This window comes from Halosimplex amylolyticum (genome assembly GCF_051414035.1).
Taxonomy (GTDB): domain Archaea; phylum Halobacteriota; class Halobacteria; order Halobacteriales; family Haloarculaceae; genus Halosimplex; species Halosimplex amylolyticum.
Map to the genome: position 1 here is coordinate 57,545 of NZ_JBLKNW010000005.1, position 26,902 is coordinate 84,446.

A 26,902-nucleotide genomic window follows, 5' to 3' on the forward strand; every position below is an offset into this window, starting at 1 on the left:
GGAGGGTTGCGGTTCGGTTAACAGTTTCTCACTCTCTCGTCAACACCCGCCGGTCGTGTTCGTCCGCGGGGCGACGAGCGAGATCGGGTCGTCAGAGATGGCGACGTACACCACGTCGTTCGCCCCGCGCCACGTCCGGTAGGCATCGGGGGACAGCCTCGCGGGCGACTGCGGATAGAACTGCGCGCCGGTGGTTGTCCACGAGCGCTGGGCGAGGACTGGGCAGTTCGGCGGTGGCTCGTCGCCCCGGAGCCACCGAAAGGTCGGTCCACGGCCGCCACCGCTCCCGTCGTGATAGCTCGTAAGGCGGGCGAGATGGTCGTCGGTCGTCCACGCGTCCAGTTCGTCCGCTGCGTAGCCGGTCGCCCCGAACTCCGCCTCGGTCGTGACGCTCTTGTACGATAGGAGGTCGAGTCCCGCGTAGGCTATTGGTGCGGTTACCGCCGCACTCGCGACGACGAGGACGACGACCCCAGCCCCGACACGCTCGGAGGCCCGCTCGGCCAGTAGGACGGTTCCGACGCCGACCAGGGCCAGCAGGGGGATGTGGATAAACAGGTGCGCACGGAAGATCAGCGCGAGGTAGTCGAAGGTGAGTCGGGCAGTAAGGCCGGTGCCGACGACCGCCAGCGGCGCGGCGACGAGCGCGATTGTCGTCGCGCCGACCCGGTCGTTTCGCGGTGCGACGTGTGCAGCCAGTCCGGCGACGATTGCCAGGAAGGCGACCGGGAGCAAGCGGACGAGCAGTGCCGAGGAGGTCGCCGTCGTCGACGGGAAGACCGGCCTGACCGCGTTGAGCGCGACCAGCCCGAACAACGCCAGCAGGACCGTGATCACACTCGCGCGCCGCACTCGCTGCGAGGTCGTGAGATACCACGCCGCGCCGACGGCGGCCAGGATCACCCACGCGACGAAGAGGTCCGGGACTCTGAGGAGTCGTTCCGACTGCACGATCCGCAGGGGAGTCCCCTGGGCGACGACCAGGTGATAGCCGAACACGAACATTCCGGTCCCGACCGTCGCGCCGACGGCTCGACGGACGGTCGGTCGAGTCGGCTCGCGGACGACCGCCACCACGGCGACGACGGCGACGGCGACGCTGGCCACCAGTCCGGTGAGGTTGTGCAGCGGCGGGATCGGCGCGAGCAACACGGCGCCGATCACCACCCAGGAACGCCGACTGGTTGTGAACCAGCGGTCGACGGCGAGTACGAACGCCGGGACGAGCAGGAACCCAGCCGTCTGCTCGTCAGTCGGCATCGACCGATAAAGGTAGACGCCCTCCAGCGAGAGCAACAGCCCGGCGAGCAACGCCGCACTCGTTGCGCGGTTGGCCGACCAGCCGACCCCCAGCGCGAGCCGTCGCGCGAGCAGCACGCCGACGAGGATGCTACTCGCGCCGACGACGGCGCTCGCCGGCTGGGCAGCCACCAGCGGCTGCCCGCCGGTCAGTGCCGAGACAACGGCGAGCAGGGCGGTGTACCCCACCTGGTCGGTCGCCATCTCGGCGAGCGGGAAACCGCCGGTCGCGAGCGCGTCCCGAGCCAGCGTGGCGTAGCCAACCCCGTCGGGATTGAACGGGAGCGGGCTCCAGTAGAGCGGCCCCAGCCGGAGCGCGAGCGCGAGTGCGACGACCGCACAGACGCCGCCCGCGAGACGCCGGTCAGTCATCGTCGTCACCTCCGTTCCGGGCGGGCCGTCGGCGTGGGTCGAACAACCGGGCCGGCGGGACGCGGACGAGGACCACCGTCGCCGCTCCCGCGCCGGCGAGCGCGAGACCGACAGTCGCGAGGAGGACTCCGACGAGCGCCAGCGGTGAGAGCGATGGCGTGAGTGCGATGCCGAAGGCCGTGAGGACCCCGGTCCGCGCGAGGTGGTACGTTCCGACGTACCCGGCCACGAGCGCGAGCAGCGAGGCGGGGACTGCGATGCGAGCGGCGTCGCCGAGTACCCGGCCGACGATCCGGCGCGGCGCCGCGCCTGTCGCGCGGTAGATCCCGATCGTCTCGCGGCGGGCGTGGACGACCCGGGCAAAGGCGGCCGTCGTCGTGGCTACGGTCGCCAGGGCGGTGAGGCCGAGCAGTGTCGCAACCAGCACCCGGAGGTTCCCCAGGGCGTACGACGCCGCCTGACCGAGGCCGCTGTCGGTGGTCTCCAACTCCCCGCTGGTCGCGAGCGCCGAGACGAACCTGTCGTCGCCGTCGACGGTGTAGACCGCGCTCGCGAGGACGTGTCCGGCTACCGTCGCCCGAACCACGTGTCGCCCCGCTCCCTCCCGGGACAGCGCCGCGCTCATGCGGGTCCGTTCGCCCGGTGCTAACGTCACCGTCCGAGTGGTCGCACCGACCGTCACTTGCCGCGTGATCGTCCGGTTCCACGGGTTCGAAAGCGTGAGTGTCGCCTCCGGCCGGTCGAGGATCTCGACCCGATCCGGCGTCACCGCGAGCCGCGCCACGGGGAGCCGCTCGGCCGTCTCGTTGACGACGATCGTCCCCGTTGCGTTTCGGTAGCCGGGTGCCGTGGCGACGAGCGTCGCCGTCCCCATCGCGGGAAGCCGAACAGGCGTTCGTCCGGCCGAGCCGATCCGGTCGGAGTTCCCGTCGGGGCTACCTCGGACACGGACGGACGCGTTCGGGACTTGCTGGCCGTCGGCGTCGGTCACGCCGACCAGGAGCGTCGCGTTCGGTGGCCCCCGTTCCGGGAGTCGGGACAGCCGGAGCGCCGGACCGTCCTGGACAGTAAGTGTCGCCGTCTGCGTCCCGGCGCGGACGGTGTAATTCCCTGGCGGCGGTGTCCGAAATGAGACCGAGATGGTCTTTTGTTCACCGGGTTCGAGTTCGATGTCGACCGTTTGCGTCTCGGAGCCGAGTGTGGCGGTCCGCTCCGTCGTAACCGTCCGGTTCCCCCGGTTCTCGACGGCTACTACGACAGAGATGGTCTCGTTACTGGCCACGCTCCGCGGTGCGGCGAGGTCGGTGACGACGACGTCTCGTTCGTCTGACTCCCGTTCGTTCGACGGTCCGGCGGCCGTCGCGGTCGCGCTCGGCGTCCGACTCGTGTTCGACGCCGCCCCGCGGTCGCTCGCCCCGTCGAGTCTGACGACGTTAACGTCACCGGGACCGACGTTCGAGAGGTGACGGGCCGTCCGGAGCGGGACGACGAGCTGGTCGTCGAGCAGGCCGGGCGCGTGGTACCGACCAACCACGCGAACCGTCGCGAAGCTCGGGGCGTCGCTGCCGCCGAGCGGGAGCGTGTCGCCGACCGAGATGCCGAGCGTCCGGGCCAGGTCGTGGCCGATCACGGCTTCGCCCGGCCCACTCGGGGCACGGCCTGCGGCGAGCGTCGCGTCCGAGATGGTCGCGAACGCCTCGAACCGTGCGCCTCGTGTCAGGAACGGGTCGCCGTCGACGACGGAGAACAGGAGTATCTCCCCGCTGGCCGGGATCCCCTCCGCCCGGAGGACGCCGGCGTAGTCCGCGTCGACCCGGCTGACCCAGGGGTGGGATGTCCCCTCCTGGACGACCGTCGACTCTCCCGGGGACTGCAGCGGCGCGACCACGCCGACGAGCGTCGCCGTCAGAAGCGCCACCGCGACGAAGACCGTCAGCGTCGCCGCCGTCGGCACCACCGCCGTACCCGCGAGCAATTGCGGACCGACCTGCGACAGTCCCCCGTCGTCGGTCGCACGACGGGACGGTCCGGCACTCCGCTCGATCGCCGCCGGCGACTGCCGCAGTGTCGGGAGTATCGCGATCGCCCCAGCGACGACCCCGGTCGCCGCAACGACTCCGAGCAGCGGGAGGAGTACCCTCGCGATCTCGGCCGTCACCTGGAACGACAGCGTCGTCGGGACGCCGGCGAAGACGGCCGCGTTGACCGCGGCGTTCGTGAACACCACCCCGGCCGCAGCGCCAGTGACGACGGCGACAACGGTCAGCAAGCCCGCGCGCGCGGCGAACAGCAGACCCAGCCGATGTCGCGGCAGCCCGGTCGCGCGGAGGACGGCGATCGTCGACAGGCGGTCGCGGACCGACATCCGGGTGACGCTAAAGACGACGACGAGTACCAGCAGCGCCGCCCCCGCGGTGACGGCGACCAGTCCGTCGACCAGCTGGCTGGTCCCCGTGGCAAAGAACGCCAGCGCGCTCGTCAGTGGGACCGTTCCGACTGAGGAGTCGTCGATAGCGGCCGTCGAGCCTCGCTCTGTCCGGAGGACGAACGCCCTGCTCGGACCCAACTGCTCGACGGTCCGCTCGGTCCCGAGGTACCACCACGGCGGGACGACCCGCCCGTTCGTCCCCGTCTGTACGTCGACGGTGACGTTTCTGCGGTCGCCGGCGAGTGCCACAGTCTGATTTCTGGACCCGACTCCGGTCGGTCCCGGTCCTCGGATCGTCCCCGGTTCCGGAGCGGAGAGTTGTAACCCCGCCGTCCCCGCGGCCTCCTCGGGAAGGCCGACGACCGTCACGGGCCGGCCGTTTAGCAACGCATCCGCGACGGGGAGGACGGTTTCGTCTGCGCCTGCCGCCGCACGGGCCGCGCCAGGCGAGTCGTACGTCGCGACGGACCCGTTAGGCCCGAGGTCGCCGGCGAGTTGCGTGGTCGCTCCGCCCGCAGTCAGCACGACGAGTGTCGATCCGACGACCAGTGCTGTGATCGTCGCCACGACGAGGACCGCCAGCCGGTCGCGTCTCGACCAGCGCGTCACGAGCACGCGTCGGTAGCTCATGGCGCTTGCGCTCCGTTCTGGGATGAAGGGCGCCGATCCCTAGCGTCGTTCCGGATCCCCACGGACTCCGCCGTCGTCACGTTCGTCGCGTCTGTCGACGGCCGGTCGACCCAGAGGTGAGTCGTCGCCTCGGGCGATCCCGAGACGGTTTCGCCCCGGTAGACCCGGTAGACCACGCGGACCTCCGATTCGGTCGCGGAGACCGTCGGGCGGTGCTGTTCGGTCCAGCGCTCACCTGGACCGAGTTCGATCGTCATCCGTGGTCCGGTTCGCGCGATGGTCACGCTACTGCTTCCAATCGCTGCCCGCTGGACGATCGGGACGACCGTGTACCTGGCCGTCTCGCCCTCCCGGTTCGTCAGTTGGAGTGTGACCTCGTCGCCCGGCCTGAACGTGACCGTTCCGCTGGATCCTGTGGCTGTGTCGTTCGCCGGGATCGTGGAGAACTCGGTGTACCCGGGCGCCTCGTGGCCGACCGTCAGATACCCGACCCCAGCGACCCCGACGAGTCCGGCTGCGATCACGAGTACCCCGACCGTCGCGCTCGGGAGCGTTTCACCGCCCATCATCTCCCGTGGAAGCCGCCCGATTCCGGCTAGTCGATCTCGGAAGTGAGTGGCCGACGGCCAGCCGCTGCCCGTCACACCTTGCGACCACGTGGACCGACTCGCGGGACCGAGGAGGACCACGACGCTCAGTACCGCGAGGGCGCTCGGCCCCGTGACCCCGACCGTCAGGAGGAGCGCGATCCCGACGAGCATCGAAACGGCGAGGCTGAGTCCGACAGCGAAGACGAACCGTTCGAGACCGGACAGCTCGGGGGTTCGGAGGCGTGCCGGGTCGACCTGTTCGACCGCGCAGAGGAGCGCGTAGCCGGGCAACAGGAAGACGATCGGATACACCGTTACCGGTCTGAGCACCGACGTTCTGAGTCCGGGGACCAGTACGAAGGTCCAGGCGAGACAGAGCCAGCCGACGGGAAGAACCGCGGTAGCTGTCGGCGTCCCGTCGTCCGCCGTCCCGCCAGTCATCGACAGGGACGAGACGCGCCGGCCCATTGAATCCACCGCATCGCATGGTTGTACGGGTCACTCTCCGGAAACCTCCGGCCCCGCCGATTTCGCGGGGCGGTCAGCGCCGACGCGACGGTCGTTTTCCTGTTTGATACTGCGGCCCACACGTTTATTTATCGCACATCCTGTGTTCAGGACATGCCCTCGCCCTGGTCGATACTGAAGCAATTGGCGGACGTGCTGGTGATCCTCGCCCTCGGTCTGGTCTACGTCGTGGCGCTCTCGGTCGGGACGGTCGCCTCGCAGATCTATCGGAAACTCGACGCGCTGAAGGGAAGCGGTGCGAACGTGATCCGCCGGATCCGCGGAGGTCCCCAGCCGAAATCCTGAGACGGGGAACGCACGATTCGTGAATTTAGGGCAAAACTATCAGTCAGGGCGAAGTATTTTGTAGTTGTTTGCCAGTAATAACTAGGTAGTCGTGGGTGAGGTAAATGGGTAGATATCCGAAAGCGGCGCGCGCCGCGACGATCAAGTGTATCGATTGTAACTCGCCGGTCGTCACGACGGTCGACGAGACATACGTCTGCGTCAAGTGTGGCGACTCACCGATCCAGACGAGATCCAACGAAGTCTTCGAAGGTACCTGAACAGAATGTCCGTGGAACGGGATGGGGACGAAGGCCAGCTCTCCGTCAGTGAACTACAAACGAATCAGCAAACCACGGGAGGAGATGGCGTTCTCCTCGGTGAGGACAGCGACATCGACCCGACGCTCAGCGTCGTCCTCCCGACGCTCAACGAAGAGGACGGCGTGCGCGTCTGCATCGAGAAGATTAAATCGGCCGTCACGGAGCTCGGTCTGACGGCGGAGGTCGTCGTCAGCGACAGTTCGACCGACCGGACTCCGGAGATTGCCAGGGATCTAGACGCGATCGTCGTCGAACCGGAGGAAGCCGGCTACGGCAACGCCTACAAGTACGCTTTCGAGCGCGTCCGCGGCGAGTACGTCGCTATCGGCGATGCAGACACGACGTACGATTTCGAGGAACTGCCCAAACTTCTAGAGACGGCGATGGAGAACGAGGCCGACATGGTCCTGGGCAGTCGGCTCAACGGCGAGATCAAATCAGGTGCGATGCCGCCGTTGCACCAGTACGTCGGCAACCCGCTGCTGACGCGCTTTCTCAACACCTTCTACGACGCCGGCGTCAGTGACGCTCACAGCGGGATGCGCGTCATCGACGCCGAGTCGCTGGCCGAACTCGACCTCGAGACCGGCGGGATGGAATTCGCCAGCGAGATGATCATGGACGCCGCCGAGAAGGGCATGACCATCGAGGAGGTCCCGATCACCTACCACGAGCGAGTGGGTGACGCCACGCTCGATAGCTTCAGTGACGGTTGGCGTCACGTGAAGTTCATGCTCACGAACGCGCCCGGATATCTGTTCACACTTCCGGCGTTCGCGTTCGGCGTGCTCGGTCTCGCAATCTGTGTCGCGTCGGTCACGGGCTTGCAGCTCGGACCGGCGACGTTCGGGCTACAGACGCTCGTGGGGGGTGTCCTCTTCGCTATCGTCGGGTACCAGGTCGGAAGCCTCGCGCTCTTCTCGTCGATCGCCGCGGACCCCATCCGAGAACCGCAGGACCCGATCACGGACGCGATCCGCGACCACTTCACGCTCGAAAACGGCGCGACGCTGGGCGTCGCGTTCTTCGCGGTCGGCGCTGCACTTCTCAGTTACAGCGTGATCGCGTGGACTATCGAGGGGTACGCAGCCGTTCCCGACCTCTCGTGGAACCTCCTCGCTGCCGCCGCGGTCGTCATCGGCGTCCAGACCGTCTTCAACTCCTTCTTCCTCAGTATGCTGGCGCAGCATACTGGTTCGAAAGGCGGTTCTACCGGCGTTTAGCTGTTTGATCATCTCGTTTTCGATTGCAGGTTCTCGAAACTACTAAGGGACTACGAGATGGTAGATTAACACGAACAGAACATGGGTGCAACAGCTGTCGTTTCGAGTTCAGCCAGCGCCACTTCGAGCGCCGCTGGCGTGTCGGCGACCGTCACGTCGCTGCTCTCTCCGGTCGGGACGGGTGTCGGCGGGGTCGCGGTCGCGATCACGCTCGTCTACGTCCTCGCACATCTCGATGTCGTCTCCGCCAGTCCGGACGGCGATGAACGCGTCCGACAGACGCTCGTCGCTGCATCGATTCCGCTCGGACTCACATTCGCGGGTATCGTCCTCTTCCGGACGATGCAGATCCTCTGACTCACCGGAACGTTACTTCGCTGCTCGCGACGACTGTCTGTGACGGCGTATGGAACACTCTCACGGTCGTCGTCGCGTTCTGTGGCGGATCGGTGACCGTTCCCGACGTTTTTGCGACTGTCAGTGACTCGCCCGGATGGAGCACCGGTGACTGCGTGTCGTTTCTCACCGGCCGGCCGTCGTAGAGCATCCGGTACTGCACGTCTCCCACGGCGACCGACCAGTTCGTCGCGGGGGCGAACTCGGGACCCGACGACTGGGACCCGAAGACGATCCGCAGGTCGGAGACGGGAATCCCCTCTCCGTCGACGTGAGAGATCGTCACCAGCTCGACGGTCCCGGGCTCGTCGAGCCGGTAGTCGTCCTCAGCGTCGGCGATCTCGACCGTCGCCTCGGGCGTGATGGGGTTCGTCGAGGCGGCGCTGAACCCGAACGCGACGACGACTGAGACGGCGACCGTCCCGAGCGTGACCAGCGCGAGGGTTCGCCGGTCTACCGACGGGTCGTCAGGTTCGACCGTCATAGCGGAACGAACGATCCCCGCATCGGGATGACGGCGAACAGGAAGACGTTCAACACGCCGTGAGTGACCGTTACCAACAGGAGACTGTCGAAGTAGTCGTACAGCAATCCGAACACGAGGCCAATGACGGCCGCGAAGAGGATCTCTTCGGGGAGACCGTATCCCGAGTGCATCATGCCGAAGACTGCACTCGCCAGGAGGAGGCCGGGCCAGCGACCGAACTCCTGCTCGAGCGACCGCTGGAGCAACCCGCGGAAGAGGTATTCTTCGACGAAGCCGACGAAACAGACCATCACGATCGTGATCATCGCGAGCTGCGCGATGCTCCAGGTCGGGATCAGCGCTTCCGACTGGAGGATCGCCGATTCGACTTCGGCGAGCATGCCGCCGACGACGAGTGTCAGCGGGAGCAACAGCAGTCCACGCCGCCACCCCGGCGTAACCTCGATGTCCGGGTTGATCCGGTCGACGAACACGACCGCGGGAACGAGCGGCCCGTATATCAGGGGAAACCAGTACACGGTCAGTTGGAAGAAGACGGGCATCCCGAGGTTGACCAACCGGAACAGCGGGACGAGCGCCAGGACCTGGACGGTCGCCACGTCGTCACCGGCGTATATGAGAGCGAGACAGAGGAGAAGCGTCCCGAGATGAGCCCAGATCGACGGCCACATCCGGTCGAAGAACAGCAGCGACTCGCTCGCGACGATCCCGAGCAGTATCGCTCCAACGGAAAACCGCAATCGCTGTCGGTCGGACTGCCCGCCTACCACAGAACGGATGATTTTACGGAGGTCGGTCGCTTTTCTCGAAATCATGTGGGACGGGACAGTTCAGTCGCTTGGAACCATTCGGAGCGAATACCATAAACAGTCCGGTGGCGGATGAAGCGCGACGACCCCACAGATGGCCACAGAGAGCGGCTCGGCGGTGACTCGGGGCTGCTTCCGCAGGAGCCAGTCCGACGAACGCTGACCGTCGTCCTGCTCGTCGTCCTCGCAAGTTCCGTCGCGGGAGTCGTTTACGTCGCCGTGAATCCACCCGAGACGACCGATCCGTACACCGAGTTCTACGTCCTCGGGCCGTCGGGCAACGCCAGCGACTACCCGACGAACCTCACGGTCGGCGAGTCAGGCGAGTTCATCGTCGGCCTCACGAATCACGAGCACGGGTCGACGACCTATTCCGTCGTCGCCAGGCTCGGCGACAGACCGATCGTGAACCGGAGCGTTACACTCGCCGACGAGGAAACGTGGGAATCGAACGTTTCGTTCGTCGCGGAGTCGCCCGGCGAACACCGGCTCCGGATACTTCTCTACAAGGACGGCACAGTTTCCGGTGAACCCGACGACTCGCTCCGACTCTTCGTCACCGTCTCAAAGTCCTGACCCTCTTGCTCCAGCAGTTTGGACGGTTTCCGCTTCGAATTCGGGATCATACTACGTGCTACTCAGCAGGTCGCTGGATGTTTTATCAGTTGACTGACTATCAACTCTGTAGCGCACATTCACGAATTGAGGTCGTCCACGCGTTCATGGACGCAGACGAGGTCACGAGAGACAAGGAACTGTGCATCTTCCACGAAATGCTCCCGAGCGACCGCGAGTGACAATCTGGGGCACCGCCAGGGCTTTAGTACGCAAGAAGAATGGGTTCGTTTTCGTCGCGTCTCCGTCTTCCGAGTTCAACGGTCATCTCTCGTCGAGTACAGACCGATAGACCGCTTTCGTCTCCGCTGCCGACTTCTCCCACGTGAAGCCGCTCGCTCGCCCGTAGGCGTCCGTCGCGAGCGCTCTGCGCTCGTCCTGGTGAGAGAGGAGTCGTTCGATGCTATCGACGTGTGCGTCGACGTCGTGGGGGTCGTGGAGGACTGCGGCATCGCCGGCGACTTCGGGAACGGAGTAAACGTTCGAGGCGACAACGGCAGTAGACGCGGCCATCGCTTCGAGGACGGGCAGGCCGAAGCCCTCGTGGCGGGTCGGGAAATAGAACACCGCTGCGCGGTGGTAGAGGTCGATCAGGTCTCGCTCGGGGACGAACCCGGGCGTCGTGACGTTCGAGACGCCGTCAGGGATGCGTTCGTCCCACCCGCTCCCGGCGACGACCAGCTCGTGGTCGAGTCGTTTCGCAACTTCAACGACCGCGTCTGGGTTCTTCCGCGGGGCCGCCAACGAGACGTGCAGCGCGAACGGGTCGTCTGTTTGCGTGTACTTCGACCGGTAGGCATCCCGGACGCCATGGTGGACGACGTGGATCGGTGTCATGTCGACGTGCGGTGCGAGTCGGCTCTTGACGCTCTCCGAGAGCGCGACGATCGCGTCAGCGCGCTTGAAGAGTTGACGCTGGAGCCGGTGGTTGATCGGGTAGAGCCGCGGCCGGACCGTGAGGTCGGGGTCGTCGGAGAAGTAGAGATCGTCTGTGGAGATGACGAGAGGCGTGTCCGAGCGGAGGATGCGGAGCAGCGTCGGGAACTCGAAGGCGCGGATGGTCTCGCCGGTGAGCGCATTGACCTCGAAGAGATGGACCACGTCAGCCTCGAACCAGTCGTCGACGGGAACGACGTTCTGGTCGGTAAGCGCGTCGCGGAGTTCGGCGAGATAGATGTGTTCGGACCCGCCGCCGGGGGTGAGCGTGAAGAACTTGACGCGAAGCGGGTCAGACATGCGTTACTTGTACCCCAGGTGTTCGAGTCGGTCTTCGATCTCGTCGGGAACCTCGTCTTCGACCGATCCCTCCTCACCGTAGTTCCCCAGTCCGTCGCGGAGTTCCGCGGCGCGTTCGCGCAGGCCGGAGTCGTCGATCTCCGACCCGTCCGTGGGGTCGATCGTCCGCTCACCGTCCTTGTCGTGAATGAACATCGCGTCGTTCGTGCGGAGCATGTAGTGTTCCTCTCCCCAAGAGGCGGGAACCTTCGCTGCTGTGCCCTGCGCGTCGGGGTCGTACTGGCCGCAGCCGACGCTCTCGGCGTAGACCGCCCTATCGTCGTCTTCGGAAAGTTCGAAGAGGTTCTCGCCGCGGACGTGGTCGCCGGGTTCGATACCGGCGATATCGAGGAGCGTCCGGTGGACGTCGAGGAGACTCGCGACGGCGTCCGTCTCTCCTTCGGGTATTTCGTTCCCATACGCGAGTGCGGGGACTTGGACGAGTTCTTCGTACATGCCGTATTCGTGGCCGCGGATTCCGTACTCGCCGAACAGTTCGCCGTGGTCGCCGACAATGAACAGGGCGTCCCAGTCGATCGCGTCGATGACTTGCGGGAGTTCGTCGTCGAGATAGCGTGCCGCGCCCTCGTAGTTTCGGAAGTGGCGTTCGTGTTCCTCGTCGGTGACGGGTTCGTCGCGGAGTGTGAGTTCGAGTGGATCCGTATCTAGAGCGTCAAGGTCGCAATACCCCTCTGGCGGGTCGTAGGGGTAGTGTGGGGGCATCAAGTTCGCAAACAGGAAGAGATCCTCGGGCGGTGAATCCGCGAGTGATTCGAACGCATTGAGGAACCAATTGAGGTCGTTCGTGGCCTGATTGACTGGTGGAGCACGAGCCATCTCAATTCCCGTTTTCAAGGTTGGGACCGTCGGTGCGTCCGAAGCGACGATCTCTTTGATTGCCTGCAGGTACCGAGTGTGGCCGTCGTCCAACTTCGAGAAGAGCGCGTCCCAGTCGAATTCTTGGTCACGATCTGACGGACGGTCTTTGAGCGCGGGACCTCTTTTGAATGACTCGAAACCCCGTGTGAACCCGAAGAACGGGTCTATGTGAATGTTATTACTCAGGCAGTGCGTTTCGTACCCAGCGCCGGAAAATACTTCAGATATAGTATAGATATTTGAGTTGAGGTATCTGTCATTGGAAGTCGTGCTTGCTTCACTTGGGTACAGACCGGTGAACAGCGAACCATGTGCGGGGACTGTCCAACGGGAGGTTGAGTATAGGTTTTTGAATATATGGTCTGCCCACTGTTGGAGGACTGGCATTTCGGACCGAAATGTGTCATATCGAAGCGTATCTAAAACTAATATCCCGACGTTCATCCCTATTCTATAGCCCCAGGTGATGCGTTACAATAACTGCAGATCGTCTACAATATATCAGTTTCGACCTGAAGCCTATCTTATTTGATCGCGTGAAGTTCCACGTTTGGTTCGATACCATTTGACCCTGACTGAACACAAGAGCTCTTTGTGCTTTCGCTCGACTCTAACATTGACAGTGGAATGTATCAAGACAATGGGTGATAGTTTGACGTTGGTGGATGGGACGATACAATCTGATGCAGGATGTCACTGAGAGGGTGCTACCGCAAACAGTGATGGTGGATAGTCAGATCTCGGATAATATCCCATCTATAGAAAACATAAAGATAGATTGCATCTTTGGTGAGGTATGGTCGCGCTCAAAGATATTTACCGAAAATCTCTTCATTACGTTTCGGCAATAACAATAGACGGCGAATCAATATTTTCAGACGATTGGGATGTATTGATTGTTCTGGACGCCTGTCGGCTTGATCTATTTAAAGAAATAGCAACAGAATACGATTATCTCGACCAGGTTGATAGCAGGACATCTGTTGATACGATGACTCCAGTTTGGATGGAGAAGACGTTTACAGAAGATGTCCAATCTATCACAAGAAACACCTACTATATATGTGCAAACCCTGCATCAGCCGAAATATTGTTACAAGACCAGTTTGAGACTCTCGATGAAATTTGGCGATACAAGTGGGATGAACAAGTTGGAAATGTCAGGGCCGAATCCGTCACTCAACGAGCTATTACGGTCGGTCGGGAAATGCAGCCCGACAAACTTCTCATCCATTATAATCAACCACATTGGCCATTTATACCGGATATGGAGGCATCTGACGGTCAGGGGATTCAACTTTCACAGTTTGGTGAACATCAGGAACACCGAGTCTGGGAGCGACTTCGTAGGGGGGATATCTCAAAAGACAAAGCTTGGGAAGGGTACCGAGAAAATCTCCGCTATGTGCTTGATAGCGTTGGTGTGCTTCTGGAAAATATTGATGCCGAATCAGTTGTAATAACAAGCGACCATGGAAACGCGCTTGGGGAGTGGGGAATATATGGCCACCCTGCTCACATGCCAGTTTCATCAATCCGCAACGTTCCGTGGGCGGAGACATCGGCTACAGATACCAAGACAATGACTGAACATTTGAAATATGCTGATGAGGATCCAAGTGCCAACGTTGATCAGAAGTTACGAGATCTCGGCTACCGTTGAATTTATTTCCGCAAACTAAGACCGACTCCAGAATAACGCTGGTAGTAACGATCAAATCACATTTCCGACTTTTGCAGTTGCCTGTATTTTTCAACGGCCCTAACTGCTTGACCTCGGTAATCAGAACATTCAATTATAGTCTCTCTGGCCATATCGCCTATTTCCTCTTGAAGTTCCTGATCTGATAGAAGCAGATTAAGTTGGTCGGCGAACTCTTCGGTTGAATCTCCTGTGAGAAATTCCTCATTGGGTTTCCCGGGAATCCCTCGTACACCAAACGAAGTCGATACGATGGGCATCCCGAGTGCCATACTGTGCAGTGTCTTCATATTGATTCCAGACCCCGTCTTGATCGGTACGACGGATATATCGGCCTGTCGAACGCGGGAGTGTAAGTCCTCGACGAACCCTTCGACAGAGACGCCGTCAACATTATCCAAGCGCTTCACCCGGGGATCTGGGCCACCGCCGACGATATGGATCTCGGCTGTCGGATGTTCAGCCTGTACGAGCGGGAATACTTCGTTCACTAGCCACTCCGCACCAATGATATTCGGGTCGTAACTCATCGACCCGAAGAACACGATAGACTTTCCACCTTCCGAGTACGAGGTCTGTTCATACTCTTCGATGCGGACTCCGGGGAGTAAGGTGTCGACTCTCCCGCTCGAGCGTGCGGACAGATCTCGCGCGTCGGGGTCCGAAATAGCCAACGTGAGGTCCGCTTCCTCTGTCATTCGTGATTCGTATCGCCTGAGCTTTTTGGCCTGGTACTTTGCGTACAGTCGCCTGTGAATCGGCTCAAACGCTGCTCGCGTCGCCGCTACTTCGGACTTGATGTTGGCAAGACGCAATACCACTGGAACATCGGTCGATATATCGCTGATCACGAACGATGTTTGGAGCCCGTGAACATGGAGCACGTCGTAGTCGTCTTGTAAGAGCTGTCGAACCTTCTGGATATATCGATCCATCCGACATTTCACGACTGGGAGTGGGTCCGTCGAGGTCATCTCCTTGACCAGCGTCGACGCCCTGAGCTCCGGAAACGGGCCAGCGAACTCCACAGTGCAATCGATCTCGTCCGCCCTTTCAGCTTTCTCCTCGTTGCCGTACGTGAGGAGCGTCACTTCGTGACCCCCATCGATGAGTCCCTGAATAAACGACATCATCTCCGCGCGACCACCGGAATCCGGTGGATACGGGAATATAGTTGAACAGTATAGGATCTTCATGTTCGTTTCTCTAATCTATTGGCAGCCGACGATATGTTTCCGATATAACAGTGATTCGCCTCTATTAAAAGAATACCCATAACCGCAGGAGAGAACGATGAAGGAGCCAATCCTCGTGACAAACTGTGACCCCGATCACAACGGCATATGAATCGTTACCCTTCTTGACTCACTATCTTTGAGACGGTTTCTTTGTCCTCGTTCGAGATTCCAAGAGTACCGATGAATGCGCAATATGCCACTACCCACACGACGAAATATGTGATTTTGGAGATCTTGAGTAAATCAACGAATCGGATCAAAACTGGGACGGCACCGATACAGAGAATCAGCAGCAAGTACTCTGGTGACATTGGAAGCACACTGAATCTATCGTACAAGAAGTAGAGATTGATTATCTCTGTCACTACTACGGCGCTAGTCGAGGCGAGTGCAGCACCTTCGATACCGATCCGTGGGATCAGGAGGATGTTGAGGATGATATTGACTACCATCGTGACGACGGAAGTATACATCACAACCCGATTCTTCCCGAGTCCGACGAGCGTCGATCCGCTGACACCCATCATTGCAGACGCCATTACACCGAGTCCGAGGAGCTGAAGCGCCGTGGTTCCTGGCAGATACTCCGTCCCGAACACTGTTCCGAGCCAGATATTCGGTATGAACAGGAGCGACGCGAACATAGGGAAGGTGAGAAACACGATCCACTTCGTGGTGAACTGATATACCGACCGGAGCTGATCGTACTCTCCTTCCGTTTCCAATTTCGCGATCATTGATGGTACCAAGAACCCAAACGCGACCAACAGAATGTTGAGCAAGTTCCGAATTTGATAGGCGATGTTGTAAATCCCGACCTTACTCGTGTCGAGGTAGTAACCGAGGAGGAACGTGTCTGTGTTCGAGATGATAACATTCATCCCGTGAACCAGCACCAGCGGCAACGAAAACGCGAGCGTCGTTCGGTACATCCGCCGTGTGGTCGCGCCCGGTTCCGGGATCGTTCTGTATGCGAACCAGAGAGCTACGATAGCGGCGATCCCGTACGCGAGAGTCTGTCCCGCTACGGCACCGACAGCCTCGAAACCTGCCCCGATGAAGATCCCGATCAGTACGAGACGGCCCGTCGGTCGTACGACTTCGTTCACTACGGTGTGCGGCTTCGCGTCTCGTGCACCTCGGGCGACCGACGTAGAGACCTGCCCCATTACAGTCAGCGGAATCGCAAGAGACCCGACTCTAAGGAGTGCCGTGAGTCCAGGGTTTCCGAAGACCCGATCGCTAATCACCGGCGCAAACACGACGATCAACACGGTGGCACACACTCCGGCACTGCCTGAAATGAGCAAGCCCGCCCTGCTGACCCCGCGCAACTCTTCGGGGCTGTCCTCGTGTTCGGGAATCTTCCGGACCATGGACTCGTCGAGGCCGACCTTCGCGAACGTCGACACGATGTTCACAACCGCAATGGCCAGAATCACGCTCCCGTAGTCAGAGGTCGTAAGCAACCGTGCCATGATGAGCTGCGTCAGGAAGCCCATCCCGAGCCCGATACCCTTTCCGACGAAGACGAGTGCTCCTCCGGAGAGTACAGTCTCCAGAGAGTCAGTTAGCTCCGATGAATCGTCGTCCATTAGTAGTATGTCGAAATTGATGCTGTGTTACGACTCAGTATGTCTCTCCGTTGTGTCATCGCCCCGACTGAGGTAGATCTCGGTAGCGCCTGTTGAGTAGATCTCCTGTGAACGCTGTATTACCGGCTTAGACCGGCTGAACCGTCGCCAGTCGTACTTCCCAGTCACGAACACGCTTTCCGTATCGGTGTTGTGATGCAAGAAGACCAGATATCCTTCGCTGGTAGTTCCGTTACGGGCTGACCAGAGTGACGTATAGAACGCCCCTGAAGGTGATCCACGGACCTGCGCGGTAATACGTCCTCGATAGTAGTCAATCTGCGCAACCGCGAGATCGTCACCGTAGACTGCTTTTCCGGTGGCTCTGTGGTTCAGTGTCCATACGTGGGTCTGGACGTTGCATTCGAGACAACCCGTTGCCTTCGAACGTTCTATCGGATCCTCACTCTGTAGCAGGCGATCGTTGCTCACCTGATTACTCGGTGCGTACCCCTTCGTTACGAGTTCTGCGACGACCCCAGCGTTTAGCAGTAAGAATACTGCTAAAGCGAGTGTGAGGGCGACCGTTGTAGCGCGTGTGACTCCGTGTCGGCTGGACCTTCCAGCAAGCTGTTTCGACAGTGACTTTGAATCACGCTGTCGAATCAGTTCCAGACCTTTCGATACTTTGCTAGCAAGTTCGTCGGTTCCGAATACCACGAACGGCGCTGAGAAAGTGAAAACAATCATCATGACGCGAGCGGTGTTGAAACCGCTACTAAACGGAAGGAACGCAGTCCCGAGAATAGCAAGGAACCCGGCACCTAATGCCAGAAAATCGTCTTCGACGACGCGCCTCTCTCTTACGACTCGTTGCCAGGTGACTGCAACGATACCGAGTGCCATCAGTCCGCCAAAGACCAAAAAGAACAGCCGTGCAGTGGATATCGAGACCGAGCCGTAATCCTTGCTCACTGATCGAGCTGCGTCCCCAGTCAGGTCGTTCTGATAAAGAATATCGTTAATTCCACCAATCACGTGATATGGAAGCGTCTTGAATTTCCCTCCGTTGCCGGTGTAGAGGTACCATGCGAAGGCGAATACCGTGTAAAAGCTGGTGAACGTCCAGTGGAGGACGCCGCGCTGGGCAATCACGAACCCACCGTCAGTGGCCCTCGAACGGATACTGTCTCTGGCGTTTCCAGGTCGGATAGTATCCACTGCTCGTAGAGCGATAAAGAACAAACTTGAGAGGAAAAACGCCAACATGACTACCCACGCTGTTCCGTAGTGAGAAACGGCTATCCCTCCCCCAAACAGGAGGAGTAGGACGCGTTTCACCCCGGTAAATTCGATGTCGTCACTGATCGCAAGACCAGTTAGCGCTAAAAAGAACACGGGTGTCGAGACCCGTCCACCTACGGGGTAGAGAGTCATGAACGGAAAAGAGAACATAAACAAACATGCTGCCACGAGTGCTTTTCTGGCTTCAGTCTGTTGCCTGTATGCCACGAAAAGCACTACCGGGAGCAGAGAAATCAGTAGCGGATTGATCAGTTCAAACTCCACCTCGAGTGGAATATCGCCGAGTTGCGCATACGCGGGGTACAGGACTCCATTCGGGAGAAGCGACCCGATACTCTCCCCGTAGTTTGGTACCCACCGCCCCTGTTCCACGGTTATCGTCGACAGTTGATGGCCTGCAGTAAGCGGCCATAATCCACCATGATACAACAACGCAGATGCGACCGCCCAGACCGCAAGTGCGTACCACCGCTGGGTTTCGTTGTGCCATACCAGAACAGCGGGGAGAAATGCAATACAGACAAGAAGAATGAGCAGGAGCAAGTTCGAACCCGCCGATTTCATGTATACCGTTCCGAGAACACTCACAAACGGTAGCAGTACTAGTGATAGTGGGAGCGGTGAGAGGGCGCTGCTCCATGGGAGCAGCACCTCGAAACGCGGCTTCGATCTCCAGACTTCGAAACTCAATCCTGCGACAACAGCCGACAGGAGCACAGCCAGCGGAAACGGAGCCATCGGCCGGATGGATGTAACGAGCGGGAGTGCCACGCTCGCGATACCGCCGATACTCATTATCACAACCATACTCAGACCTGTTGCGTACCCCGCCAGAGCAGCAGCCGAGTTGTCTAATTCCAATTTGACCGCGATGAGCAACCCTGGTACCCACATAAGATAGATAGTAGCCACGAACGGGCGAAGCAGTGAGAGGTCAACAGCGGCCTCGTCGACAGCCAAGACAATCATCAGCAGAGCTTGAATGGCTGCAGAGAACACCACGACCCGACGAGCATCAATTGTAATTGTCTTGGCGGTCATAGGCCTTCGTTCCACGCTTGTGCTTTCATTGTTGCATCTCAGTTAAAACTCCGATGACCGGTTCTTTCATCGTACAACGCTGCTAGATCCTTGGAACGTTCTGTCCAGGTCCATCCCTGAGCGGCCGTGCGGGCGCTCGCTGACATCTCTTCTATGGTCGATTCACTCGTCACCACTTCACGAACGGATTCGTGGAATGACTCCGAGTGTGGTACGACAGTCGCAGCACCCACGTCGTTTAATTCGTCAGCCACGTCGGGTCCCTCAGAGATAACCATCGGAACGCCGAGCGCAGCGTAATAATACAGTTTAACCGGTGACGATGCCCGCTGCAGCGGTGACTCGTGTTGCGGGTTGATCGCGAGTGTCGACCCGGCGATAATGTCGTACGCGTCCATTCCGGGCAACCGGCCGTAGAGACTGAGCGAATCGAGTTCGTGGTCCCGTTTCGCCACTTTGAGACGGTTCCGCTTCGCTCCGTCACCGATCACTGCCACTTCGTCCACCTCCGGAAGTCGTGCGATATCGACGAACGACATCACGTCAAGCTTCGGGTGTAGCGTTCCGAGGAACGCTACGCGAGTCCCATTCGAGTAATCCGGATCTACGTTCTTCACGGTATCCTGAAAGTATCCGTTCGGAATCACCTCGAACCGCTCTTCCGGTATCCCCCACTCTTCGCTGGCCAGCGTAGCCATCTGTGACGAAACTGTAACGATTCGGCCAGCGTCTCGTACGCCCCTTCCCTCGATCCAGCGAACAGCACGCTGTAATACCGTTCCGAACGGTTGTTCCGCGTACAATGGTGATGGGAACGCAAGGTCGTGCATATCAAGAATATAATCAGAACAGCCGATCAACGACCCGACGCCAGCGAGTGTGGAGTGCTCGAACTGCAGCACCGCGTCTTGTTCAGCAGCTTCTCGCTTCGCTCTCCGCGCGATCTTGTATGCTCTACGCGGTTGACTCGTGACACTTCCGGTTGAAGCCTGAACTGTAGATATTCGAACATCACCAAGTCTCTTGGGAAGTTCTCCTTCCGGATCCGGGACTACGACGGTCACATCGTGTCCTTCATCCCGTAGTCCGGCCGCAAACGCAGAGACACGGTTGGTTCCTCCGCTCGGAGTACTCAAATCCCCACCGTGAGCGACGACAATTCGCATTAGATTTCAGTCTCCTTCACGGCCTGGTTCGTCGCGGTTTCCACACGGTCGCGTTCTGCGTTCCGCTCTCGCCAACCGGCTAGGGTGTCAGCCGCGTCGCTCCGGAGGTCCGTATCGTCGATCTGTGTCTCAGTATTTCCGGTAATAGTGTACAATTCACCATCGCCTCCCTTGTCAATGTATTTCCAGTCTGTACCGCGAACAGCCTCAATTGATTCGTCCGTCGTCTTCGTCCCGACAATAGGCTCAACACTGTTTTCGACTGCGTTCCATTCTTCTCTCGCGACGCTAGTCAGCAGTCGTGGTAACTTCCGAAGCGTCAGTGGGCTCTCTATGGATGCTGACGGTCCTCCCGTGACCACGAATGGAACATGAATATTTTCCTGATACAACTGGTCGTGATGGCCGTACGTTCCGTGGTCTCCAAACCCTTCACCATGATCGGCCGTCACAACGAACGAAGTATTTGACCCTCCTAGATGGTCTTTGAGCCATCGTAAACAATTGTCAGTATAGCAAATCGCATCGTCATAGCCAGTAACGAGCTGGTCGTGGACCCGTGACGAATAGGGCTCATCTTGTGGCTCCGCGTAAAGTCTGAGGTTGGCTTCGTACGTTCGCCAGCGTGATTGCGTCCGGTACTCAGACTCTGGGAGATATGGGAAATGTACGTCTAACAGGAATATCCATAGGAAATACGGTTCATCAGCCTGTGTGGCCCACCTTTCTATATCGTCCGCGAACGACCGCCAGGGTTTGAATGTATTTTCACGCTGTAACCAACTCAATAACAGCCTCGTGGCGACTAGCGCTGTTGACCCACCACCCCGGACCATTCGCTCCCAAATACTCTGAGAGCGATCGTCAGACATGAAATCCTCAAAGTGATCGAATCCCTGGTCGAATCCGAAGTATCGCGATGTCCACGGGTTCGGTGTAAACGCGGCTGTTTCGTACCCCATCGATTTGAACCGTTCAGGGATGCTAACGCTTGACGAAAGCAGTCTTTGAATCCTATCCTGGGTGTTATTGGTCGTATCTCCGTCTTCTCCCTCGTAATCGGGATATCTCCCCGTGAACATCGCGGGCAGCGATTCGGGTGTCCGTGGTCCCGGAGCAATCGCGTTCTTAAACACCATCCCGTCGTCAGCCATTGCGTCCAACGTCGGCGTCGTATCCCGGTCGTACCCCATGAACCCGCAGTGGTCCGCCCGGAGGCTATCGATCGTGACCAGAATCACGTTCTGACTCATAACTGTGACTCCTCAACGATATTCTGTGCCGCACGTGACACTTGATCGCGTTCTTCGAAGTGACTATCCCACCGCTCAAAATATTTCGACAGGCGAACACTCTCCGCGTCCGTGAGTACGGTGTTGCCGTCTTCCCAGTGGAATGTCAACTCTGATTCCTCCCCTGGTTCGGACAGAACGGCTCCGTTCGGTCCATACACGGCCTCATGACTTCCTTGTTTAGTTCTAGTGAACGCAACGCCCTGCTGATAATGCTTTGTGTGAGTCGCTATGCTTTCGAGAACAGTTGGTACCATTCTCAGTGAGACTGGCTCACTGACCTTCTTTGACGACAAATCGTCTCCTTCGATCACGAGCGGAACGTGCGTGTTCTCACGGTACAGATACGGTTCGTGCCCGTAGGTGCCGTGTTCGCCGAACGCCTCGCCGTGGTCGCCGTGGACGGCGACCACGGTCCCCTCCGGCAGGCCCGCCCGCAATTCCTTGAGGAACGCATCCGAGTACCGGACCGAGTCGTCGTAGGCCGTCACCAGCTTCTCGTGCATCTCGTCGGAGAAGGGCGTCTCGTGACTCTGGCGCCAGAACTCGAAGTTGGCGTGGAACTCCGAGAGCCGCGACTGACTCCGGTGCTCCGAACTCGAGATGTAGGGGTTGTGGGCGTCCATCAGGAACACCCAGAGGAAGTACGGCTCGTCCGCCCCGTTCGCCCTTTCGACCATGTCGTCATAGTACGACTCCCAGGGCTTGAACACCTCTTCGCGCTGCCAGAAGTTCATAAACACGCGAGCCATCGACGAGACACTGCTCTCCTCGAGGAACCCGTTGAAGACCGTCTGGTAGAGGCGCCCGCGGTTGGACTCGTCCATGAAATCCTCGAAGTGATCGAACCCCTGGTCGAACCCGAAGTGACGCGACGTGAACGGGTTCGGCGTGAAGGCAGCCGTCGAATAACCCAACTCCCGCATCCGCTCGGGGAGCGTCTGCCGGGCCTGCATGTGGGCGTTGATTCGTTCGCGACGCGCGGCGAGTTTCGAATCCGCCTCGCTCCCGCGGTCGACTGGCCACTCTCCGGTGAAGATGACGGGCATTGACTCCGGCGTGGCTGGCCCGGGCGCGATCGCGTTCTCGAAGACCAGCCCGTCGTCCGCCATCGCATCCAGCGTCGGCGTCGTGTCATTCTCGTAACCGTGGAACCCGCAGTGGTCCGCTCGAAGGCTGTCCACCGTCACCAGCACGATGTTCGGTCGCTCGTCGCTCACAGGTCGCTCACCTCGTTGGTGGCCGCCCGCACAGCACGTTTCTCCTGTTCGGTCGCGACGTGGCGCGCGAGCGCGTCGCTGAACGTCGACCGGGCCTCGGACGACTCCACGACCCGATTCTCCTGTTCGCCGGCCGCCAAATCGAGGTCGTACAGCGCCTCACCGTCCGCGTCGTCGACGTACTTGCCCGACCGCGTTCGCACCGCCGCCTGGCGCTCGCCACCGGCGAACACCTTCGAGGTGACCCAGGGCCGCTGCTCACCAAGCAGTGACGGAACTGTATACGGGTCTTCCACACCGGCGATGTCTGTCACCGTCGGCGCGATCTGGCGTAACTCGACGGGCTCGGCTACCGCGTCCGGACCGTCGACGTTCCCGAGCACCAACGGAACGTGAATCAACTCCTCGGTCAACACGGGCTGGTGGCCGTACCGACCGTGCTCGCCGAACTCCTCGCCGTGGTCTGCATGGACGACGAACGCCGGATCGTCGTCGGCCAGATCCGATTGTAATCGCTCTAGAAACGCGTCCCCATACCGGGTCGAGTCGTCGTAGAGGTTCACCAACCGGTCGTGCTCTTCATTGTCGAACTCCGGCGTCCACCCATTGGTGAACATCTCGTAGTATTGCCGAAACGCTCGATACTTGTCCGAACGCGAACTCCACTCTTGGAAGTCCGCGGGGGGCATCCACGGGTGGTGGGGTTCCAACAACAGCACCCACAGGAAGTACGGCTCTTCGACCCGCTCACGCCACGCCATGATCTCCTCGTAGAAGTCAGCCCACGGACGCAGGATTTCGTCTTTGGTGATAACGTTCTTGAACAGTCGGAGGTACGTCGAGAGGCCGCCGCCCTCGATGGAACTCTGAAAGATCCGGTTCCACGCCCGCTCGACGACGCCGGAATCCTCGGCCAGAAAGTCCTCGAACCAGTCGAAGCCATCGTCGAAGCCGAAGTAACTCGACGCGGGCGGGTTCGGCGAGAGCGCGCCCGTGCTGTAGCCAGCTTTCGAGAGGACCTCGGCTATTGTCGGTCGGGACGTGACCTGCTCGCGCTGTTGATTGTTGAAGCCGATCTCCGGACTCGCCAGCGAGTGGTGGCCAGTCATCACCGCGGTCATCGAGGCAATCGTCGGGACGCCCGAGGCAACCGCATTCTCGAAGACGACGCCGTCCTCGGCCATCGCGTCCAGTGTTGGCGTCGTCTCTCGGTCGTAGCCCATGAACCCACAGTGGTCCGCCCGGAGACTGTCGTATGTTATCAGTACGATGTTTCGACTCACTCTCTCACCTCATCGTAGACCGCCTGACACTGCTCGCCCACCGATTCCCACGAGTAGTCCTCTGCACGTTCTCGTGTAGCTGTCATAACGCTGTCGGAACCGCAGATCGTTGCGAGCGCTCTGTCGATCGCTGCCACCAGCTCGTCGGGCAAACCTGGATCCACGACGTAGCCGTGAATCCCCTCGTCGACGATGTCCGGGATCGCGCCGACCGACGTCCCGACCACCGGCGTCCCGGTCGCCATCGCCTCGACGACGGTCATCCCGAACCCTTCCTCCCGCGAGGGCATGACGAACAGGTCTGCGGCCGCGTAGAGCGCGGGCAAGTCCTCGGCGGGGACGAACCCCGGGAACGAGACAGCGTCCTCGATACCGACCTCGCGCGCCGTCTCACGGACTTCTGCGGTATACTCGCCGTCCAGATCGTCTTCACCAGCGACGATCAGGTCGAACGGCGCCTCGCCGTCCCCATCGACGAGCGATCCGGCCGCTTGAACGAGGTCGACGACACCCTTTCGCGGCATGACCGTCCCAAGGAACAACAGCGTCGGCTTGGTGCCGAAGTCGTAGGCCGAACGAACGCGTTCGATCTCGTTCGACGAAACGTTCGTGAATCGGTCGAGGTTCACACCGTTCGGGAGGACGGACACCGTCTCGCTGTCCACGCCCCGCTCCGCGAACGCGTCAGCGATTGTCCCGTTAAGGACGGTCGTGTGGGCCGCACGTTTGGCGAGATAGATGTCCGGCGAGGCTGCAGAGAGGATCGCCGGCGTATCAAGGCCGCTCTCGCCGGACCCGTCGTCGCCACCGCGCTGGTCGTCGGTCAGTGCGTCTAGGCGCAACTCGCCGAGATGCGCCGTATAGACGGTCCTGTCTCGAAGGCCCGGCGCGATGGTCAACACCACGGACGCCGCGAACGGCAGGTGGACGTGCAACACGTCGAACGATCGTCCGCGAAGACGCCGGAGCGCCTGCAGCGCAAAGTTTGCCCGGTCGGTAACGAGCTGGCCGACCCCGATAGGGGAGGTGACCTGCTCGTAGGGGACGCGCGTCCACGGTTCGTCCGCGCCCGTCCGCAGGTCCAATCGTTCGAAGTCCACGCCCTCGCTAGTCGCGAATGCGTCGAGGCCGTCCCACTGCCGTTCCATTACGGTCACGTCGTGGCCCGCCGCGGCCGTCTCCCGGGCCAGGTGCCAGACGACGCCCGGGACCGACCCGCGACCCTCGTAGACCTGCTCGTGGCCGTCGTAAAGGTGAACGACGTGCATTAGATCACCTCTCTGTAGACGGCTTCGGACCGCTCGGCGATCGCGTCCCACTCGTAGGCCGCGGTGCTCTCGATACAGGCGTCGGCCGGGACCGATCGGACCTCGCGGACCGCCGTCGCCAGCGCGTCGGGGTCGGCATCGACGATCCGGCCGGTCTCTCCGTCGGTAACTAACTCCATCGCGGCGTTTTGCGGGTGACGGAGAGTTACGACCGGTGTCCCACAGGCCAGCGCTTCGAGGACGGTGATACCGAACCCTTCACGGCGAGATGGGAGGATGAAGGCGTCTGCCGCTTTCATCAGGCCGAGCACGTCTTCGTACTCGTCGAGGAAGCCAGGGAGTTCGATATTCGAACTGAGCCCACGTGACTCGACGGCCGCTTCGACCCGCGAATGCTCCGGCCCTTCACCGACCATCCAGCACTGAATGTCGGGCCGCTCCCGCCGAAGCCTGTTGACCGTCTCGACGACGAGCATCGGGTTCTTTTCGGGGATGAATCGGCCGGCGAACAGGAGGTCAACCGACTCGTCCGCTGACGGCACCGCGTCGATTTCCTGGCGGTCGATTCCGTTGGGAACGAGATGGTCACATCGTGCGCCTCGCCCTTCCAGATCGCGTCGGGTCCGTTCCGAGACGGCGACGTTCGTATGGGCGGTGTGTCCGAGCAATTTCTCGATAGCTTTCCCGAACACGCCCTTCCGTCCGAGGTAGTCGTACCAGTAGTCGTCCCAGACTTCGTGCCAGGTAACACAGAGCGTACCGCCCCGGAGCGACGCCGAGAGCCGACTCGGAAAGCCCGGGAAGTACGGGAACGCCTGGCAGTCGATCACGTCGAGGTCAGCACGCAGCAACTCGGGGAGGACTTGTGCCGCAAAGGAGAGCGCTTCCGAGATCTTCCGACGGCCGTCGACGTAGAGGTCAGTCGCCTCGCAGACTCCGTGCAGGGTGACGCCCTCACGTTCCACGACCACGGGCCCGTCCCAGTAGTGAAGCCCGTACCAGTGGACGTCGTGACGCCCGGCGAGTCGGCGAGCAACTTCCCAGATACGCTTCTGGACGCCACCCGTTTCCCAAGGGTAAACGGCGTCATACACGAACCCGATCCTCATAGCTCCTCACCTCCGTCTGCTCTCGTCGTATCCGCGCCGCGCCTGCCCTGTCGCCGAAGCCCGACGAACACGATCACGAACACTAGCGCCCAGGCGATTCCCTCGCCGGTGAGGAAGCCGTAGGCGTTGTATCCCGGTCGTGGTGCGGCCATTCGTGTGGTCATGATCTGTCCCTCGATCGAGAGGCCGATCGGTCCGCGACCGAAGACCGTCTGCGCCGGGTACTGGAGCCCCAATCCACGCTCGACGAACGGATACAGCAACGGAACAGGCCCGCCGTCGATGAGGTCAAGCACGAGGTGGCTGCCAATGATGGCGGAGAGGACCGGTGCGTACCGCCACTCCTCCCGGTACCATCGTTCGATCGCGAGGATTACGACACAGATCGGCACGATGGTAACGAGCGAGTGGAGCAGTCCTGGCTGACCGAGGAACTTATCGAAGTCCGATAGCACCCCGAAGCCGGCGATCCCGAAGGTTGCTGGATGGTTGAACAACTCCGGGCGAAGCACGAACGCGACCGTCAGCGGGAGAAAGAGGTGTGTCAGCAGATCCACGCCTCGCTCCCACCCTGTACCCACTCCAT

The 26,902-nt window shown here is 60.7% G+C and carries 23 protein-coding genes; 6 read left to right on the plus strand and 17 right to left on the minus strand.

Annotated elements, in window-relative coordinates; translation table 11 throughout:
- Positions 1-39: 39 nt before the first annotated feature.
- The 3 genes from ACMGFE_RS18605 to ACMGFE_RS18615 are packed head-to-tail and all read right to left on the minus strand — an operon-like array spanning position 40 to position 5,760.
- A complete protein-coding gene (locus tag ACMGFE_RS18605; RefSeq protein WP_436926750.1) occupies positions 40-1,671 on the minus strand; it encodes a hypothetical protein in 1,632 nt (543 codons plus the stop codon).
- A complete protein-coding gene (locus tag ACMGFE_RS18610) occupies positions 1,664-4,729 on the minus strand; it encodes an FtsX-like permease family protein (RefSeq protein WP_436926752.1) in 3,066 nt (1,021 codons plus the stop codon). The genes ACMGFE_RS18605 and ACMGFE_RS18610 overlap by 8 nt, the downstream gene beginning before the upstream one ends.
- Positions 4,726-5,760, minus strand: a complete 1,035-nt coding sequence (locus ACMGFE_RS18615; RefSeq protein WP_436926753.1) for a DUF1616 domain-containing protein — start codon at positions 5,758-5,760, stop codon at positions 4,726-4,728. The genes ACMGFE_RS18610 and ACMGFE_RS18615 overlap by 4 nt, the downstream gene beginning before the upstream one ends.
- A 180-nt stretch (positions 5,761-5,940) precedes the next feature.
- Between ACMGFE_RS18615 and ACMGFE_RS18620 the strand changes: the two genes are divergently transcribed.
- The 3 genes from ACMGFE_RS18620 to ACMGFE_RS18630 all read left to right on the plus strand — a co-directional run bounded on the left by ACMGFE_RS18620 (position 5,941) and on the right by ACMGFE_RS18630 (position 8,014).
- Complete coding sequence (locus ACMGFE_RS18620) at positions 5,941-6,132, plus strand: hypothetical protein (RefSeq protein WP_436926754.1); 192 nt, start codon at positions 5,941-5,943, stop codon at positions 6,130-6,132.
- Between the two features lie 265 nt (positions 6,133-6,397).
- Positions 6,398-7,657, plus strand: coding sequence for a glycosyltransferase family 2 protein (locus tag ACMGFE_RS18625; RefSeq protein WP_436926755.1), 1,260 nt, complete (start codon positions 6,398-6,400; stop codon positions 7,655-7,657).
- Positions 7,658-7,738: 81 nt separating this feature from the next.
- Positions 7,739-8,014: a hypothetical protein gene (locus ACMGFE_RS18630; RefSeq protein WP_436926756.1), complete on the plus strand. Its 276-nt coding sequence runs from the start codon at positions 7,739-7,741 to the stop codon at positions 8,012-8,014.
- 1 nt (position 8,015) lies between these two features.
- Here ACMGFE_RS18630 and ACMGFE_RS18635 read toward each other — a convergent pair whose 3' ends face one another.
- Together ACMGFE_RS18635 and ACMGFE_RS18640 are read right to left on the minus strand one after the other, a co-directional pair.
- Positions 8,016-8,537, minus strand: a complete 522-nt coding sequence (locus ACMGFE_RS18635) for a hypothetical protein (RefSeq protein ID WP_436926757.1) — start codon at positions 8,535-8,537, stop codon at positions 8,016-8,018.
- Positions 8,534-9,355, minus strand: a complete 822-nt coding sequence (locus tag ACMGFE_RS18640) for a CPBP family intramembrane glutamic endopeptidase (RefSeq protein WP_436926758.1) — start codon at positions 9,353-9,355, stop codon at positions 8,534-8,536. Before ACMGFE_RS18640 ends, ACMGFE_RS18635 begins: the two co-directional genes overlap by 4 nt.
- 66 nt (positions 9,356-9,421) lie before the next feature.
- Between ACMGFE_RS18640 and ACMGFE_RS18645 the strand changes: the two genes are divergently transcribed.
- Positions 9,422-9,925, plus strand: a complete 504-nt coding sequence (locus tag ACMGFE_RS18645) for a DUF1616 domain-containing protein (protein WP_436926759.1) — start codon at positions 9,422-9,424, stop codon at positions 9,923-9,925.
- A gap of 89 nt (positions 9,926-10,014) precedes the next feature.
- Positions 10,015-10,146: a hypothetical protein gene (locus ACMGFE_RS18650; protein WP_436926760.1), complete on the plus strand. Its 132-nt coding sequence runs from the start codon at positions 10,015-10,017 to the stop codon at positions 10,144-10,146.
- Positions 10,147-10,228: 82 nt separating this feature from the next.
- Here ACMGFE_RS18650 and ACMGFE_RS18655 read toward each other — a convergent pair whose 3' ends face one another.
- Positions 10,229-11,200: a glycosyltransferase family 4 protein gene (locus ACMGFE_RS18655; protein ID WP_436926761.1), complete on the minus strand. Its 972-nt coding sequence runs from the start codon at positions 11,198-11,200 to the stop codon at positions 10,229-10,231.
- A gap of 3 nt (positions 11,201-11,203) precedes the next feature.
- Positions 11,204-12,505: a sulfatase-like hydrolase/transferase gene (locus ACMGFE_RS18660; protein ID WP_436926762.1), complete on the minus strand. Its 1,302-nt coding sequence runs from the start codon at positions 12,503-12,505 to the stop codon at positions 11,204-11,206.
- A gap of 409 nt (positions 12,506-12,914) precedes the next feature.
- Between ACMGFE_RS18660 and ACMGFE_RS18665 the strand changes: the two genes are divergently transcribed.
- Positions 12,915-13,781: a hypothetical protein gene (locus ACMGFE_RS18665; protein ID WP_436926763.1), complete on the plus strand. Its 867-nt coding sequence runs from the start codon at positions 12,915-12,917 to the stop codon at positions 13,779-13,781.
- 56 nt (positions 13,782-13,837) lie between these two features.
- Here ACMGFE_RS18665 and ACMGFE_RS18670 read toward each other — a convergent pair whose 3' ends face one another.
- From ACMGFE_RS18670 to ACMGFE_RS18715, 10 genes are all read right to left on the minus strand, one after another.
- A complete protein-coding gene (locus tag ACMGFE_RS18670) occupies positions 13,838-15,016 on the minus strand; it encodes a glycosyltransferase family 4 protein (protein ID WP_436926764.1) in 1,179 nt (392 codons plus the stop codon).
- A gap of 155 nt (positions 15,017-15,171) precedes the next feature.
- Positions 15,172-16,653: a flippase gene (locus tag ACMGFE_RS18675; RefSeq protein ID WP_436926765.1), complete on the minus strand. Its 1,482-nt coding sequence runs from the start codon at positions 16,651-16,653 to the stop codon at positions 15,172-15,174.
- Between the two features lie 27 nt (positions 16,654-16,680).
- Positions 16,681-18,978: a DUF2206 domain-containing protein gene (locus ACMGFE_RS18680; RefSeq protein WP_436926766.1), complete on the minus strand. Its 2,298-nt coding sequence runs from the start codon at positions 18,976-18,978 to the stop codon at positions 16,681-16,683.
- A gap of 38 nt (positions 18,979-19,016) precedes the next feature.
- The gene (locus tag ACMGFE_RS18685; protein ID WP_436926767.1) at positions 19,017-20,144 is read right to left on the minus strand and encodes a glycosyltransferase; all 1,128 of its coding nucleotides are present in this window, start codon (positions 20,142-20,144) and stop codon (positions 19,017-19,019) included.
- Positions 20,144-21,397 carry a sulfatase gene (locus ACMGFE_RS18690; protein WP_436926768.1) on the minus strand — a complete coding sequence of 418 codons (1,254 nt, stop codon included), beginning with the start codon at positions 21,395-21,397 and terminating at the stop codon, positions 20,144-20,146. Before ACMGFE_RS18690 ends, ACMGFE_RS18685 begins: the two co-directional genes overlap by 1 nt.
- Positions 21,394-22,656 carry a sulfatase gene (locus ACMGFE_RS18695; protein ID WP_436926769.1) on the minus strand — a complete coding sequence of 421 codons (1,263 nt, stop codon included), beginning with the start codon at positions 22,654-22,656 and terminating at the stop codon, positions 21,394-21,396. The genes ACMGFE_RS18690 and ACMGFE_RS18695 overlap by 4 nt, the downstream gene beginning before the upstream one ends.
- Positions 22,653-23,939, minus strand: coding sequence for a sulfatase (locus ACMGFE_RS18700; protein WP_436926770.1), 1,287 nt, complete (start codon positions 23,937-23,939; stop codon positions 22,653-22,655). Before ACMGFE_RS18700 ends, ACMGFE_RS18695 begins: the two co-directional genes overlap by 4 nt.
- Positions 23,936-25,207: a glycosyltransferase family 4 protein gene (locus tag ACMGFE_RS18705; protein ID WP_436926771.1), complete on the minus strand. Its 1,272-nt coding sequence runs from the start codon at positions 25,205-25,207 to the stop codon at positions 23,936-23,938. Before ACMGFE_RS18705 ends, ACMGFE_RS18700 begins: the two co-directional genes overlap by 4 nt.
- Positions 25,207-26,316: a glycosyltransferase family 4 protein gene (locus ACMGFE_RS18710; RefSeq protein WP_436926772.1), complete on the minus strand. Its 1,110-nt coding sequence runs from the start codon at positions 26,314-26,316 to the stop codon at positions 25,207-25,209. The genes ACMGFE_RS18705 and ACMGFE_RS18710 overlap by 1 nt, the downstream gene beginning before the upstream one ends.
- Complete coding sequence (locus ACMGFE_RS18715) at positions 26,313-26,873, minus strand: metal-dependent hydrolase (RefSeq protein WP_436926773.1); 561 nt, start codon at positions 26,871-26,873, stop codon at positions 26,313-26,315. The genes ACMGFE_RS18710 and ACMGFE_RS18715 overlap by 4 nt, the downstream gene beginning before the upstream one ends.
- Positions 26,874-26,902 lie beyond the last annotated feature (29 nt).

Excerpts from the sequence above, each read along its gene's own strand:
- ACMGFE_RS18670 (WP_436926764.1), bottom strand. The coding sequence starts at position 15,016 with ATGAAGATCCTATACTGTTCAACTATATTCCCGTATCCACCGGATTCC.
- ACMGFE_RS18680 (WP_436926766.1), bottom strand. The coding sequence starts at position 18,978 with ATGACCGCCAAGACAATTACAATTGATGCTCGTCGGGTCGTGGTGTTC.
- ACMGFE_RS18685 (WP_436926767.1), bottom strand. The coding sequence starts at position 20,144 with ATGCGAATTGTCGTCGCTCACGGTGGGGATTTGAGTACTCCGAGCGGA.
- ACMGFE_RS18690 (WP_436926768.1), bottom strand. The coding sequence starts at position 21,397 with ATGAGTCAGAACGTGATTCTGGTCACGATCGATAGCCTCCGGGCGGAC.
- ACMGFE_RS18675 (WP_436926765.1), bottom strand. The coding sequence starts at position 16,653 with ATGGACGACGATTCATCGGAGCTAACTGACTCTCTGGAGACTGTACTC.
- ACMGFE_RS18625 (WP_436926755.1), top strand. The coding sequence starts at position 6,398 with ATGTCCGTGGAACGGGATGGGGACGAAGGCCAGCTCTCCGTCAGTGAA.
- ACMGFE_RS18640 (WP_436926758.1), bottom strand. The coding sequence starts at position 9,355 with ATGATTTCGAGAAAAGCGACCGACCTCCGTAAAATCATCCGTTCTGTG.
- ACMGFE_RS18710 (WP_436926772.1), bottom strand. The coding sequence starts at position 26,316 with ATGAGGATCGGGTTCGTGTATGACGCCGTTTACCCTTGGGAAACGGGT.
- ACMGFE_RS18635 (WP_436926757.1), bottom strand. The coding sequence starts at position 8,537 with ATGACGGTCGAACCTGACGACCCGTCGGTAGACCGGCGAACCCTCGCG.
- ACMGFE_RS18610 (WP_436926752.1), bottom strand. The coding sequence starts at position 4,729 with ATGAGCTACCGACGCGTGCTCGTGACGCGCTGGTCGAGACGCGACCGG.
- ACMGFE_RS18620 (WP_436926754.1), top strand. The coding sequence starts at position 5,941 with ATGCCCTCGCCCTGGTCGATACTGAAGCAATTGGCGGACGTGCTGGTG.
- ACMGFE_RS18705 (WP_436926771.1), bottom strand. The coding sequence starts at position 25,207 with ATGCACGTCGTTCACCTTTACGACGGCCACGAGCAGGTCTACGAGGGT.
- ACMGFE_RS18615 (WP_436926753.1), bottom strand. The coding sequence starts at position 5,760 with ATGACTGGCGGGACGGCGGACGACGGGACGCCGACAGCTACCGCGGTT.
- ACMGFE_RS18660 (WP_436926762.1), bottom strand. The coding sequence starts at position 12,505 with ATGCCAGTCCTCCAACAGTGGGCAGACCATATATTCAAAAACCTATAC.
- ACMGFE_RS18605 (WP_436926750.1), bottom strand. The coding sequence starts at position 1,671 with ATGACTGACCGGCGTCTCGCGGGCGGCGTCTGTGCGGTCGTCGCACTC.
- ACMGFE_RS18645 (WP_436926759.1), top strand. The coding sequence starts at position 9,422 with ATGAAGCGCGACGACCCCACAGATGGCCACAGAGAGCGGCTCGGCGGT.
- ACMGFE_RS18655 (WP_436926761.1), bottom strand. The coding sequence starts at position 11,200 with ATGTCTGACCCGCTTCGCGTCAAGTTCTTCACGCTCACCCCCGGCGGC.
- ACMGFE_RS18630 (WP_436926756.1), top strand. The coding sequence starts at position 7,739 with ATGGGTGCAACAGCTGTCGTTTCGAGTTCAGCCAGCGCCACTTCGAGC.
- ACMGFE_RS18665 (WP_436926763.1), top strand. The coding sequence starts at position 12,915 with ATGGTCGCGCTCAAAGATATTTACCGAAAATCTCTTCATTACGTTTCG.